Source organism: uncultured Fenollaria sp. (genome assembly GCF_934202865.1).
Taxonomy (GTDB): domain Bacteria; phylum Bacillota; class Clostridia; order Tissierellales; family Peptoniphilaceae; genus Fenollaria.
In genome coordinates this window covers 1-13,399 of the sequence record NZ_CAKPYL010000041.1, presented here as the reverse complement: position 1 = coordinate 13,399, position 13,399 = coordinate 1, and the positions used below count along the sequence as shown (strand labels likewise).

The 13,399-nt window shown below is 38.1% G+C and carries 12 protein-coding genes and 2 pseudogenes; 11 read left to right on the top strand and 3 right to left on the bottom strand.

Annotated elements, in window-relative coordinates; genetic code table 11:
• The 9 genes and pseudogenes from Q0E71_RS05145 to Q0E71_RS05105 form a co-directional block, all read left to right on the top strand.
• Positions 1-119, top strand: a pseudogene (locus tag Q0E71_RS05145) (carbamoyl phosphate synthase small subunit); the annotation flags it as partial.
• 106 nt (positions 120-225) lie between these two features.
• Entirely contained in the window at positions 226-1,362 is a 1,137-nt protein-coding gene (locus Q0E71_RS05140) for a cobalamin-independent methionine synthase II family protein (protein WP_294796716.1), read from the top strand.
• A complete protein-coding gene (locus Q0E71_RS05135) occupies positions 1,355-1,843 on the top strand; it encodes an OsmC family protein (RefSeq protein ID WP_294796714.1) in 489 nt (162 codons plus the stop codon). The genes Q0E71_RS05140 and Q0E71_RS05135 overlap by 8 nt, the downstream gene beginning before the upstream one ends.
• A gap of 422 nt (positions 1,844-2,265) precedes the next feature.
• Positions 2,266-2,598 (top strand): carboxymuconolactone decarboxylase family protein, encoded by a 333-nt coding sequence (locus tag Q0E71_RS05130; protein WP_106018220.1) that lies wholly within the window; start codon positions 2,266-2,268, stop codon positions 2,596-2,598.
• Between the two features lie 570 nt (positions 2,599-3,168).
• On the top strand, positions 3,169-4,458 hold the full coding sequence (locus tag Q0E71_RS05125) for a DUF3798 domain-containing protein (protein ID WP_294796709.1): 1,290 nt from the start codon (positions 3,169-3,171) through the stop codon (positions 4,456-4,458).
• 70 nt (positions 4,459-4,528) lie between these two features.
• Positions 4,529-6,109: a sugar ABC transporter ATP-binding protein gene (locus Q0E71_RS05120; protein WP_294796707.1), complete on the top strand. Its 1,581-nt coding sequence runs from the start codon at positions 4,529-4,531 to the stop codon at positions 6,107-6,109.
• A gap of 3 nt (positions 6,110-6,112) precedes the next feature.
• Positions 6,113-7,168, top strand: coding sequence for an ABC transporter permease (locus tag Q0E71_RS05115; RefSeq protein WP_294796705.1), 1,056 nt, complete (start codon positions 6,113-6,115; stop codon positions 7,166-7,168).
• On the top strand, positions 7,168-8,280 hold the full coding sequence (locus Q0E71_RS05110) for an ABC transporter permease (RefSeq protein WP_294796704.1): 1,113 nt from the start codon (positions 7,168-7,170) through the stop codon (positions 8,278-8,280). Before Q0E71_RS05115 ends, Q0E71_RS05110 begins: the two co-directional genes overlap by 1 nt.
• A gap of 249 nt (positions 8,281-8,529) precedes the next feature.
• The gene (locus Q0E71_RS05105) at positions 8,530-9,132 is read left to right on the top strand and encodes a DUF3793 family protein (RefSeq protein WP_294796702.1); all 603 of its coding nucleotides are present in this window, start codon (positions 8,530-8,532) and stop codon (positions 9,130-9,132) included.
• Between the two features lie 87 nt (positions 9,133-9,219).
• On the opposite strand, the gene Q0E71_RS05100 is transcribed toward Q0E71_RS05105, so the two are convergent.
• The 3 genes from Q0E71_RS05100 to Q0E71_RS05090 are packed head-to-tail and all read right to left on the bottom strand — an operon-like array spanning position 9,220 to position 12,205.
• Complete coding sequence (locus tag Q0E71_RS05100) at positions 9,220-9,987, bottom strand: ABC transporter ATP-binding protein (protein ID WP_294796700.1); 768 nt, start codon at positions 9,985-9,987, stop codon at positions 9,220-9,222.
• Complete coding sequence (locus Q0E71_RS05095; protein WP_294796699.1) at positions 9,984-11,006, bottom strand: iron ABC transporter permease; 1,023 nt, start codon at positions 11,004-11,006, stop codon at positions 9,984-9,986. The genes Q0E71_RS05100 and Q0E71_RS05095 overlap by 4 nt, the downstream gene beginning before the upstream one ends.
• Positions 11,006-12,205: a helical backbone metal receptor gene (locus tag Q0E71_RS05090; RefSeq protein ID WP_294796698.1), complete on the bottom strand. Its 1,200-nt coding sequence runs from the start codon at positions 12,203-12,205 to the stop codon at positions 11,006-11,008. The genes Q0E71_RS05095 and Q0E71_RS05090 overlap by 1 nt, the downstream gene beginning before the upstream one ends.
• A gap of 294 nt (positions 12,206-12,499) precedes the next feature.
• Between Q0E71_RS05090 and Q0E71_RS05085 the strand changes: the two genes are divergently transcribed.
• Both Q0E71_RS05085 and Q0E71_RS05080 read left to right on the top strand, forming a co-directional pair.
• Entirely contained in the window at positions 12,500-13,171 is a 672-nt protein-coding gene (locus tag Q0E71_RS05085; RefSeq protein WP_294796697.1) for a response regulator transcription factor, read from the top strand.
• A pseudogene (locus Q0E71_RS05080) lies at positions 13,168-13,399 on the top strand (bifunctional folylpolyglutamate synthase/dihydrofolate synthase); the annotation flags it as partial. The gene Q0E71_RS05085 and the pseudogene Q0E71_RS05080, both read left to right, overlap by 4 nt.

The following is a 13,399-nucleotide window of genomic DNA, read 5'->3' as shown; positions in this document are numbered from 1 at the left end:
CTGTTGAAGGAATAAAATACAAAAACAAAAATATATTTACAGTTCAATTTCATCCAGAGGCTTGTCCTGGGCCAGAAGATACAGCATATTTATTTGATGAGTTTATAGAAATGTTGTAATAGCAGTAATATAGATATAAATTTAGATGAAATATGTACAAACGAGAAAATGAATTTTCATAGGTTTTATATAAAGCCTAAATATAAAAGATAGGATAAAGAAAAAATGCCAAGAAATGAAGATATATTAAGGGCCCTTAGAAAGAGATCTAAGGGCTCTCTAAGTGAAGAGGATTTTATTAAGTTAATAGATGCTGAGGAAGAAGCCGTTGTTCGCATGCAAGAAAAGCACGGCATCAGCTATGTTACATCAGGTGAATTATCAAGAGATAACTATGTTTCATTTATATCGACAAAGTTAAATGGCGTTAAAATGATGTCTATGGCAGAGATGCTTGAGTATATCGATGACAAAAAAGCCTTCGAGCAAATACTTTCTATACTTGACGTTCCAGCCATAAGCATAAAGAACGCTATATGTACAGGAAAAGTCTCTCGTAAGACTAATATCGTTTGTGACGAGCTAAAGAGACTTAAGGCAAGAACTGATCATAAGGTCAAGATCACTTTGCCAGGACCATATCTAGTAACTCGTTCAATGTGGCTATACAACTTATCTAGCAAGGCTTATGGTTCTAAGGAAGAGCTTGGCGAAGACGTTATCAAAATCTATAAGGAAGAGATAGAAGAGCTTCAAAAGATTGGCGTTGACATAATTCAATTTGACGAACCAGTTTTAACTGAAGTCGTATTTACCGAAGGAAAGCCGCGTACCTTCATGTGTGCAGCACTTTCTGAAAAGAAGGATCCGACAGAGGAGCTAAAATTTGCGACTCACCTAATTAAGTCATGCATGAGCCATATCGATAGGACTAAGTCGATGCGCGCGCTTCACGTCTGCCGTGGCAACTGGTCCAAGGACGAAAGCATTTTACTAGAAGGACCATATACACCGCTAATTAAATTATTTGAAGACATCGATACAGATGCGCTATTCCTTGAATTTTCAACGAAGAGAGCGGGCGAGCTAAAAAGTTTATTTGCCTCAGACAAGATTAGGGAAAATTACATTCTAGGTCTTGGTGTAATAAACCCAAGAACTGACGAGATTGAAGCTCATGAGGATATGGTCAAGAGAGCCGAAGAAGCACTTGGCTACATCGACAAGGAAAGATTATTCTTAAACCCAGATTGTGGCTTCGCTACTTTTGCTAATAGACCAGTATCAACACTTGAAATAATTGATAAAAAATTAGCAGAGCTTGAAAGAGCAGTTAAAGAATTGAAGGAAAAACATGAGTAGCTACGGTAATTTTAACAGCACGGAAGAGATGGGCCGCTTTGATTTTACGATGAGAGCGACATCGAACGACATCAAAACCGTTAACAGCTACGGCGACATGGCCTTTATATCGACAGACCAAGAGCTGCCATACGATAACGAGAAAAAAGAATTATCGTCGGTGGAGATATTTTTGGCAGGCATTTTGGAGTCGATGATGCTCACAATCATTAGAGAAGCCAAAATCAAGAAGCTTTCACTAGATGAGATAGAAGCGAAGGCAGAAGTAAAGACCACAAACCCACTTCGTACGCTAAAAGTAGTTGGCGTTGATGATGCACCGCGCATTGAAGAGATTAAGATCAAAGTGTATTATTATATAGACGATATCAGTAGAGAAGAAGCAGATAAGTTTATGAGAGAAGCTTTGGAGATGGATATGGTTTATGTGGGTGTAAGTAAAGGATTTAAGATTGAGATAGAATTTATATATGAATTATAAAATTTCCGCGTTAATTTTTGTTAAAATTTAGCCTAAGGCTTGCGCGCTCGTTCCCTTCCTCAACGTACTTGTATGTACGATGTCGGTCGGTCGCTCGTTATGCTTCGCCTTATCCATAAATTTTTCCGAAAAATTAGTACGCCGAAATTATTTAGCGTTAGAACATCGCTCAATCATCTCATTTGCTCTGCGTAGCGCAAAGGTTTTAGGACGTGTAGTCCTAAGTTCTTCAATTACTATACAGAGAAGAAAGTAATTAAGATCTTATATGAATTTATTTAGACATGCTACTATTAAGGCATGTCTATTTATTTTGCTTATAATACACGGCGAAACTATAAATATATTCAATGGCAATGGAGGAGCTTAATGGGTAATATATAATCGAAGGATATTTCAAAAATATAAAGGGAGGTAATATTATGGATTACAAAAAAGAAAGAGAATTAAACGGAGAATTAAGCAAGGAGCTTATCAATTCATCACCAGAAATCATGAAGGCCTTTGGTGATTTACATGCAGTTTACACAAAGGAAAGCGCTGCAACACTTATCGAAAAAGAAATGGTTGCCCTAGGCATCTCGATTACTATCAAGTGCATCCCATGTATGCTAGCTCACATCACGAGCTTCAAAAAAGCAGGCGGCACTAGAGAACAACTTATCGATGTTATCAAGACATGTATCCTAATGAATGGCGGTCCAGGAACTGCGTATGGAGCTAAGGCATTAGCAATGTACGATGAATTAGACTAAATTTCCGTACTTTCGCGTTAAAATGAGCCCTTGGGCTCGTTCCTTCCTCGGCAATGCTCAGGTACGTTAGTACATTCCGCTTGCCTCGTCGGTCCACATCGCCCAATCATCTCATTTTATTCGCGAAATTACTATACAGTGGATAAATTAAATTAGTTCTAATAAAATGTTGTCAAAAGTCTTGTGGCAAGTCCATAAGACTTTTTCTTCTGCAAAAACATTTTACTTACTTAGCACTTTCGCCTCATATATGGCTAAACGTATTGCAAGAAAAGGCTTATCTATTGCATATATATGCTTAATACCATTCATATGAAGTATATTTTTAATAAATTTGCAAATTTTTATATAAATATTTCAAAAGTACTTGCCTTTTAAAGTGCTAAGTGTTATAATATATAAAAGAGCTTCCACTTGATAAAGTGAAACATAGCTATCGTGAACTTTAAGAACACTGCTAAGCTACTTAAGCTAGAAGGTTATCTCACGAGATTAGGCTCTTTGAATTATAACTTAAGATCCTTTGAAATTATCTTAAGCTAAGAGGACATTAAAGTACGAGGAGGTTTTATGATGAAAAGAGTACTTGCGATGTTAATCGCGCTAATTATGATGTTTTCTCTAGTAGCATGTAACAAAACTGATGCACCTGCTACTGACGCTAACAAGACTGAAGGCGAAACAGCTAAAGATGGCGAAGCTAAAGATGGCGAAGCTACTGAAGCTACTGACTTCCACATCGGTGTTGTAACTGGTACTGTATCACAATCTGAAGACGAACAACGTGGTTGTGAAGGTATGATAGCTAAATACGGAGACGCTAAGGATGGCGGACTTATTGTTCACAAGAACTATCCAGATAACTTCTCTGCAGAACAAGAAACAACTATCCAACAAATAGTATCTCTTGCTGACGACCCTAAACTAAAAGTTATCGTTGTTAACCAAGGTGTTCCTGGTACTGCAGCAGCATTTAAGCAAGTTAAGGAAAGACGTCCTGACATTCTATGCTTTGCTGGTAACTCTCAAGAAGACCCTAACCTTATCGAAGCCGCAGCTGACTTAGTTATCGACCCAGATAACGTTACTCGTGGATACTTAATTCCACTAGCTGCTCAAAAGATGGGTGCTAAGAAATTTGTTCACGTTTCTTTCCCAAGACATATGTCCATCGAACTATTGTCTTTAAGAAAGGATATTATGGAAGCAACTTGTGATAAGATCGGTATGGAATTTGCTATGGAAACTGCACCGGACCCAACAAGTGATATCGGTATCCCAGGAGCACAAAACTTTATTTTGGAACAAATGCCAGCTTGGGTACAAAAATATGGTAAAGACACTGCATTCTTTGCAACAAACGATGCTCATACTGAACCAATGCTACTAAAAGTTGCTGAATTAGGAGCACTTTTCGTAGAACAAGACTTACCATCACCAATACTTGGTTATCCAGGAGCTCTAGGTATTGACCTTAAAGAAGCTGCTGGTGATTTCAACAAGATAGTTGAAAAAGAAGAAGAAGTATTATCTGAAAAGAACCCTGGTAGAATGGGTACTTGGAAATATTCATACGGTTTCTCAACTACTCAAGCCTTGATCGAACTTGGTAAGAGAATGGTTGAATCTGGTAATGATATGATGAACACAGATGACGTTAAGACTGTATTAGGCGACATGACTCCAGGTGCTGCATGGAACGTTTCAACTTATGTTGACAGAACAAATATGGAAGAAAGAAAGAACCATATACTAGTACTTCAAGATACTTACGTATTTGGTAAAGGTTTCTTAAATATGACTGATGAAGAAGTTCCTGATATTTACAAGATGCTAGAAGATTTTCAATCTAAGAAATAGACATATTTGATTAATGGACGGAGCGGCCTCATTGCTGCTCCGTTTAAATTATTGAAGGCGAGGTTTTTTTATGGGCGAGATATTAGAGTTTAGAAATGTAGGAAAAAGCTTCTCCGGTAACCACGTTTTAAAAGATGTTTCATTCAAACTTAAAGAAGGAGAGATCTTAGGACTTGTAGGAGAAAATGGTGCTGGTAAATCGACCATGATGAACATACTCTTTGGCATGAGTTTCATTAAAGAGACTGGTGGCTATGAAGGAGATGTTCTTATCGATGGCGAAAAGGTAAACTTTAAAAACCCTATCGACGCACTTGAGGCCGGCATCGGCATGGTGCATCAAGAGTTTTCATTGATACCAGAGTTTACTGCAACAGAAAACATATTATTAAATCGTGAAATCACTAAGAAGAATCCGATCTCTGCTGTATTTGGCAAACAATTGGATACTTTGGAAAGATCTACGATGGAAGAGAAAGCAAAAGAAGCTATTGAAAAGCTTGGTGTTGACATAAACACAAAGACTTTAGCAAAGGATATGCCAGTTGGTCACAAGCAATTTTTGGAGATAGCTAGAGAGCTTTCTAAAGATAAGGTAAAAATCATTATCATGGATGAGCCGACTGCGGTACTAACTGAGTCGGAAGCCGATATACTTATTGATGCGATGAAGAGACTTGCAAAAAAAGGTATAGCCATCATCTTCATCTCACACAGACTTCGTGAAATAATCGACGTTTGTGATCAAGTTATTGTTCTACGTGACGGAGAAATTATTAAAGATACTGAAAATAAAGATCTTAATATCATGGAGATAGCAAGTTGGATGGTTGGCCGTGATATGTCAAAGAAGGAAAAGGTTAAAGAATTAAGAGAAATAAGCGACGAAACTGTAATGAAGGTCGAAAACCTTTATGTAGATATGCCAGGTGAGTCGGTTAGAGATGTTTCCTTCGAGGTTAAAAAAGGCGAGATACTTGGCGTATGCGGCTTAGCTGGACAAGGCAAATTAGGTATTCCAAACGGTATTATGGGTCTATACCCATCGGGCGGAACTGTTACTTATGAAGGAGAGCCACTTGACATAACTCATACAAAGGAAGTTTTGAAAAAGAACTTAGCCTTTGTTTCTGAAGACAGACGTGGCGTCGGCCTACTTCTTGATGAAGGCATTGACTGGAACATAGCTTTCGACGCTATGATGGTTAACGATAGATTCATAAAAAAGGTGGGTCCATTCAAGTTTAGAGACGATAAGGCGATGAAAGATGCCGCTCTTAAATACATTGACGAGCTTGAAATAAGGACTCAAGGCCCTAGTGAAAAGGCAAGGAACTTATCAGGCGGTAATCAACAAAAAGTATGTTTGGCAAAGGCTTTTGCTCTTGAACCAAAATTCTTATTTGTATCAGAACCAACTCGTGGTATAGACATTGGAGCGAAGTCACTTGTGCTTGAAGCGCTTAAAAAGTATAACAGAGAGCACGGTACATCCATAGTCATCATATCAAGTGAGCTTGAAGAGTTAAGAAGCATAGCTGACAGGATACTTGTCATCTTCGAAGGCAAAGTATTTGGCGAGCTATTACCTACAGATCCGGTAGAGTACTTTGGATTAATGATGGCCGGAACAAAACCGGAGGAGGTGTAGAATATGAGAGAAGAAAATTTAGTTAAAAGAATCGGACTTCCTAGAGTAATCATTTTCTTTTTCATAGTAGGACTTTTCATAGTTGGAGGCTTTATAGGCGTTGACTTAAAAAGATCATTCATAGACGTTTTAACACGTTTTGGTATGAACGCCATACTAGTATTGTCGATGATACCTATGATACAAGCGGGTTGCGGACTTAACTTTGGTTTGCCAGTTGGACTTATAGGCGGTATGCTAGGAGCAGTTCTATCGCTTGAATTAAGGCTAACAGGCATAGGCGGCGTAACATTCGCACTTGCAGTTGGTATGGCTTTTGGAGCTTTATTTGGCTGGTTATATGGCCTTATATTAAACAGGGTTAAGGGCGACGAAATGATTATCGCAACATACGTTGGTTTTTCATTCATCGCACTAATGAATATATTTTGGGTAGTACTTCCATTTAAAAATCCAGAATCAGTTATGGGTTTCAGTGGTGAAGGTTTAAGAACAACTATATCATTAAAGGCATATTGGGAGAAAGCTTTCTCTCGTATACTTGGTATAGAACTAGAAACAGCAAGTGAATTAGGTGATAAACTACTTATACCAACAGGTATGTTTATAGTTTTTGCTATATTTGCATATTTAGTTTATCTTTTCTTTAAATCTAAAAAAGGTACAACAATGACAGCTGTTGGCTCAAACGAAAATTATGCAAGAGCCGCAGGTGCTAACATAAACAAAACTAGGATGCTAGCAGTAATACTATCATGCGCACTAGGCGCAGCTGGTATGGTTATCTACGAACAAAGTTACGGCTTCGTTCAAATGTATAACGCACCACAATTCTTCGCTTTCCCAAGCGTTGCAGCCATACTACTTGGTGGCGCATCCATTAAGAAAGCTAATATAAAGAACGTTTTGATAGGTACATTACTTTTCCAAGGTATATTAACAATGACACCAACAGTTATTAATACAGCTATAAAGGTTGATATTTCAGACGTTTTAAGACTTATCATATCAAACGGACTTATACTATTTGCCTTAACACGTAAGGAGGGTGGAAAATAATGAAAAAGCGTAATAAATTCTTTACAGTAAATGAATACACCGTCCCAGTGATGTTCATCATCATTTGTGCGATAGGCATAATATTTAGTAGATTCTCACCACAATTCTTGGTTTCACAAGTAATTATAAGATTTGCGAGAAACGCATTTTTGGTACTTTCACTACTTATACCTATAGTTGCCGGTCTAGGCATTAACTTCGGTATGGTACTAGGAGCCATGGCTGGTCAAGTTGCCTTGATCTTCGTTGAAAACTGGGGAATAACAGGACTTCCAGCTATACTTATCGCGTCATTGGTTTCAATACCAATCTCTGTAGTACTTGGTTTATTCGCAGGTGGCGTACTAAACAAAGCAAAGTCAAGAGAAATGATTACATCCATGATACTTGGCTACTTCATGACAGGCGTTTACCAATTCTTCGTACTATATATCTTTGGTGGAGTAATTCCATTCAAGAACAAAGACCTAATACTATCACGTGGCTATGGCGTTAGAAATGCCATCGACCTACAAAGTCAAAAGGGTCTAGACAAATTAGTAGACAGAATTATTGGCCAAGACATATCAGTTTTAGGCGTTCAATTGCCTATAGCAACCTTCATAGTAATAGCTCTAGCATGTTTATTCATAGTTTGGTTCAGAAAAACTAAACTTGGTCAAGACATGAGAGCCGTTGGAGCCGATATGAGGATAGCCGAAGACGCCGGCATCAACGTAGATAAGACAAGACTTAAAGCCGTAGTCATCTCTACAGTTATGGCAGCCTTCGGACAAATAATCTACCTACAAAATATAGGTAACTTAAACACATATAACGGCGCGGACCAAGCAGCACTATACGCAGCAGCAGCCTTACTAATAGGTGGAGCGAGCGTATCAAAGGCGACAATCAAAAACGCCCTTGTTGGTACAGTGCTATTCCACTTAATGTTCATAGTAATGCCTACAGCAGGTGCTAACATCACAGGCAACTCAATGATAGGTGAGTACCTAAGAACATTCATTTCATACGCAGTCGTTACAGTTACACTTATACTTCACTCAGTAAGAAGAAAGAGTGAGGCTATAGAAGAGATGGAAAAATTAAAGGTTGATAATGATAAAAAGTAAATTTCTTCTTTAAAACTTTTATAAGATAGAGCAGTCGCAGTAAAATTGTGATTGCTCTTTCTTTTTGAAAAATAGTCTTGAAGATATATTTTAAAAGCTTCAATAAGTTTAGTAAAAGATGATTGAGCGCCAAAATTAAAAAAGCTAATAGTATTTATATAAAAACTATTGACTTATTCGTTAGCATATGCTAATATATCATCAAGGAGTTAGACAAGACTAACTAATTCATTCGAAAGGAAGAGCGCCATGAGCGAAGTGAAGTTTGAGTCCATCTTGGCAAATCACTGCGCCCCTGTTCTTATGGGGACTAAGCTAGCAAATTTAATATCTCTATCAAAGGCGAAGGCGTCTTTTGACGAGGCGCTTCTTAAGAAGTACAAGGGCATCTTTACGGCTTATGGCATAGCGATTGAAAAGCTTTGTGAGTGCGAAGCAAGTGTGCTATTACTAATCTACAATGAAGAGAGGCTCGCTAAGTACATTCAAAAGCCTAGGATAGCGAAGTTTTTAAAGGACTACGGCTACGAAGCAATTGAGCTCGATCAATGTCTATCTACTCTTAAGGCTAAGCTAAGGCACTTTGAGTTCCCGCACGAGATTGGCATTTTTCTTGGTTTTCCCATTGACGATGTTATTGGTTTTATCGAGAACGAGGGACAAAATTATGTCTATTGCCGCTACTGGAAGGTTTACGCAAGGCCTGAGAGCACTAAGCGCACCTTTGATCTCTATGATGGCCTAAGGACTTTCGTCAAGACTAAGCTTATGGAGGGCTATACGATTGAGAGGCTTATGCGTGAGGTATATCAAGGCGGAGAGGCTTTGCACAGCTTAATAAATGCAGCGTGATATGTATGTGGGTAGAGATCTACTCACTTTTTTTTGCAAATAAAAAATCTCATGAGCTTATCTCATGAGATTTGTATTTTATTCATATTAATAATCGCCATTTAGTGGTAAGACATAAGGTCTATCGTTTCTGATTATAATTTCTGAATCAACTTCGTAGACTTTTTTTATGTTTTCTTCTGTTAATACTTCTTTTGCTGTGCCGACTGAGACTATTCGTCCTTCCTTCATAAGTACGATTTTATCTGCGAAGGCGCCAGCTAGGTTCAGGTCATGAAGCACTATTGCGTAGCTTATATCGCTTTTTTTCACTATATTCATAAGATGAAATTCTTGTCTTATATCCATCGCGCTGACTGGCTCGTCCATGAGCATAAGGCGCGGCTCTTGCGCAAATGTTTTCGCTGCCATGACACGGGCCTTTTCTCCGCCGGATATCTTTAGTATGGATTTTTCTCTAAAAGCATCTAAGTTCATTAGTTTTATCGATCTATCGACGATTAGCTTATCATCTTTACTTAGCTTTGCGCTCCACGGCACATAAGGGTAGCGGCCCATCTCAACTATTTCCTCGACTTTAAAGTCGAAAGACGATTTATTTTCTTGATGCATCATGGCAAGTACTTTTGCCTTTTCCTTTGCCTTATATTCGTCTAGGCTTTTTCCTTCGAGCAAAATTTCACCTGCATCAGGCTTTAGATAGCCAGAAATTATTCTAAGTAGTGTTGTCTTTCCACAGCCATTGGGCCCGATGATGATGACTTTTTCACTATGATTAATCTCAAAACTAATATCTTCTAAAACTTTTTTATCTCCATAGGAGAATGATATATTTTTTACTTCTAATATCTTCATTTTAAATTTCTCCTATAGCGCACTAGTAGTATTAAGAATAATGGTCCGCCTATGAGCGAGGTAATGATGCCGACTGGTACTTCAAAGCCGCTTATAAGTGATCGAGCGATTGTGTCTGAAAGAAGCATAAATATCGCGCCAAAAACGAAAGACGCCTTTAGTAAAAATTTATGCTCACTCCCGAAAATTAGTCTTATGAAGTGCGGCACTATAAGGCCAACGAAGCCTATGATACCGCTGACCGATACGGCGATGGATGTCAAGAGAGCGCAAATAAGCAGCATATTTCTTTTTAATCTCTTTGTGTCTAGACCCATGCTCATGGCTTCTTCTTCGCCCATAACAAGGACGTTAAGGTCTTTGCCGTGATATATGGTGAAGAATATGCCTACAACGGTTGGCACGAGTATTGTAATGACGTGGTTCCAGCTTTTTGCGTTGAATGAGCCCATGGTCCAAGTCATAATCTTCATTGCTTCGTCTTGGTGGGCGAGCATCATTAACGAGATAAAGCTAGATAACACTGTACTGAAGACAACTCCTGTTAGTAGCAGTGAGAATGTATCAACGCCTCTTTTTGTTTTTGAGATAAAATAGACTAGTATGCTTGTAAAGATGGCGCATACAAAAGCTGCTAAGCTTACTATGGAGTTACCAAGAAGCATCATTGGCGGCAAGAATATGATGGCGATGGTCGCGCCAAAGGCTGCGCCTGATGATATACCGATTACGTATGGATCTGCCATGGGATTTTGAAATATTGCTTGATAAACTGCTCCTGCCATTGATAAAAGGCTGCCTGTAAGTACAGCGAGTATTATTCTTGGTAGTCTCACTTCAAAGATAATAAAACGGATGGAGTCATCACAAGTGACCCCATCCATCCCATATTTTATCCATTCTATAATTGATCTAAGTATAATCTTTGGCTCTATATATACCGAGCCCAAAGTTACTGCATAGACCATAAGTGCAAGGAGCACTACGCAAGATAAAGATAAAAATAGATTTTTCTTCATTAAAATTCTAAGTTTTTAATTACTTCTGGATGAGCTATCTTTAGTAGTTCTTTTAAGCCTTCTGTAACGACTCTGTTTGATGCTCTTGAGAAGATATCGTCATTGATTTGGATAACTTTGCCATCTTTAACAGCGCTTAGACCCTTGTAGGCAGCTCCTGTCTTTATAGTATCTGTTGCCCAACCTGGTGTTAATAGATATGTCGGATTCTTCTTTATAAGCTTTTCTAAAGTATAGTTCCAACCTTCAGCGTCTGAGCCAGCATTAGTATAGCCGCAGATATTTAAGATTTCATTCATAAATGAATCTTTGCCGTGAGTGTATTCGCCGCCTTCGCCAGTGCCTACAACGATGTATGCACTTGGCTTATTAAGCTTCTTTGTATTTAGAGAAACTTGAGCGATTTTACCCTTCATAGTTGAGATAAGGGCTCTTCCTTCATAGTTTTTGCCAACTATAGTAGCTATAGTTTTGATTGCTTCATAAGTTTCTTCCATTGAATTTGGTGTCTTCATGGCCATAACTTCCATGCCAGCTTTTTTAAGTTGATTTAAAACGTCTTCTTTAAAATGTGTTTGAGCGATAACTACTGTTGGTTTTTGAGCTATGATTTTTTCTATTGATGGTTCATTCATCTTGCCAACAGAAGTGATCTTTGCAGCAGCTGCTGGGTAATTGCAGTAGTCAGTTCTTGTTACAAGCATATCATCAGCGCCTAAGTCAAACATTATCTCAGTTACGCTTGGAGCAAGTGATGCTACTTTTTTATGAGTTTTTGTAACAGTGTAAGCATCTTCTTTGACTGGAAGAGTATTTTCTTTGTTCTTTTCAAGCTTTAAACCCTTTGTCTTTTGATCATATACAACATTGTAGTTTAAAGTTTCGAATAAAGTTCTTAATGGAATTAAAAATTCATTTCCTTTGATTTTAGTCTTTGTGTCCATGGCAAATTTTGTTCCATTGACAGTGAACTCATTTGTGTTTTTCTTGAAGACCAAGCTTGCCTTGCCATCACTTACAGTGTAGGCGCCGTCCTTCATTTCAGTTTTAAGACCGTAGTCCTTTAACGATGAAAACTCAATATATGTTCTTGAGCTTTCCTTTACTAAATCCTTTGCGTTTAATGATACAGGTGCTGCATAGCAAACATTAAATAACATTAAAACGACAAATAGAAGAGATAAAAATCTTTTCTTCATAATAAAGCCTCCTATAAAAAATTTACATACATTTCGTATGCATTAAGCGATAAAAAAAGGACTAATTAAATACTTAATTAATCCCCTATAATTAGCATGCAAAATAAAGAGTAGTTACTACTCTTAACAAACTAATATTAATATCGCCTCTCCAAAAAATATTTTACAATAGATTTTATAAATTGTCAAGCACTAAGCTATATAAATTGTCTTGCAAATAGATTAAATGTGAGACGTTTACATTTTTCTTGCTATTATTATCGTTTCATTATATAATTATCTTGAGGTGTTCTTATGATATTAATAGTTGAAGACGATAAAGACATAAACAATTTAATTAAGGAGCTCTTAAGTGAGCGCGGCTTTGAGACGCATCAAGTGTTTGATGGGGCGGAAGCGGTTGACTACCTAAAGAATAACGAGGTGGATCTAATGCTTCTTGACCTTATGATGCCTAAACTAATGGGTGAGGACGTGATTAATTACGCAAGGTCCAGAGATATGAAGATGCCTATCATAGTTCTATCAGCTAAGATTGACAAGGCGACTAGACTTGGCTGCCTTGACCTCGGCTGCGACGACTTCATCATGAAGCCTTTTGATACTGACGAGCTTATCAGCCGTGTTAGGGCGCAGCTAAGACGCTCCAACGCTTACAATAGGCTTGGCGAGAAGGCTGTGCGCTTCGAGGACTTCTACCTTGATAACGACAACAACGTTATCAGCTTTAAAGAAGTGCCCTTAAATTTAACACGGATGGAGTATAAATTATTAAGGCTTTTAATCGAGAATCCGAAAAAAGTCTTTACAAAGGAAAATTTATACAGATCCGTTTGGGAGGACGACATCTACTCAGACAACACCATCAACGTACACATATCAAACCTCAGAAATAAGCTAAAGGAGATTGACCCGGACCATAAGTACATCAAAACTGTTTGGTCCATAGGTTATATATTGAAATGATAAATTATTTTGAAAAATCGAGCGAGATACTCGAGAGTCTTTACGGCGCGACTAAGCACAAGCGCGATATGACTAGCAATGAGAATATGAAGAGGCTCATAGAGATATTTGAGCTTGACATATCGAATCTAAATGTGATTCACGTCGCAGGAACTGTTGGCAAGGGCTCATTTTGCATCATTCTTGACAATATTTTAAGAGAGGCGGGTCTTAAGACCGGCCTTTTCG

What these genes read in the sequence shown, in the direction of transcription:
- Q0E71_RS05140 (WP_294796716.1), top strand. Translation starts at nt 226, where the DNA reads ATGCCAAGAAATGAAGATATATTAAGGGCCCTTAGAAAGAGATCTAAG.
- Q0E71_RS05135 (WP_294796714.1), top strand. Translation starts at nt 1,355, where the DNA reads ATGAGTAGCTACGGTAATTTTAACAGCACGGAAGAGATGGGCCGCTTT.
- Q0E71_RS05130 (WP_106018220.1), top strand. Translation starts at nt 2,266, where the DNA reads ATGGATTACAAAAAAGAAAGAGAATTAAACGGAGAATTAAGCAAGGAG.
- Q0E71_RS05125 (WP_294796709.1), top strand. Translation starts at nt 3,169, where the DNA reads ATGATGAAAAGAGTACTTGCGATGTTAATCGCGCTAATTATGATGTTT.
- Q0E71_RS05120 (WP_294796707.1), top strand. Translation starts at nt 4,529, where the DNA reads ATGGGCGAGATATTAGAGTTTAGAAATGTAGGAAAAAGCTTCTCCGGT.
- Q0E71_RS05115 (WP_294796705.1), top strand. Translation starts at nt 6,113, where the DNA reads ATGAGAGAAGAAAATTTAGTTAAAAGAATCGGACTTCCTAGAGTAATC.
- Q0E71_RS05110 (WP_294796704.1), top strand. Translation starts at nt 7,168, where the DNA reads ATGAAAAAGCGTAATAAATTCTTTACAGTAAATGAATACACCGTCCCA.
- Q0E71_RS05105 (WP_294796702.1), top strand. Translation starts at nt 8,530, where the DNA reads ATGAGCGAAGTGAAGTTTGAGTCCATCTTGGCAAATCACTGCGCCCCT.
- Q0E71_RS05100 (WP_294796700.1), bottom strand. Translation starts at nt 9,987, where the DNA reads ATGAAGATATTAGAAGTAAAAAATATATCATTCTCCTATGGAGATAAA.
- Q0E71_RS05095 (WP_294796699.1), bottom strand. Translation starts at nt 11,006, where the DNA reads ATGAAGAAAAATCTATTTTTATCTTTATCTTGCGTAGTGCTCCTTGCA.
- Q0E71_RS05090 (WP_294796698.1), bottom strand. Translation starts at nt 12,205, where the DNA reads ATGAAGAAAAGATTTTTATCTCTTCTATTTGTCGTTTTAATGTTATTT.
- Q0E71_RS05085 (WP_294796697.1), top strand. Translation starts at nt 12,500, where the DNA reads ATGATATTAATAGTTGAAGACGATAAAGACATAAACAATTTAATTAAG.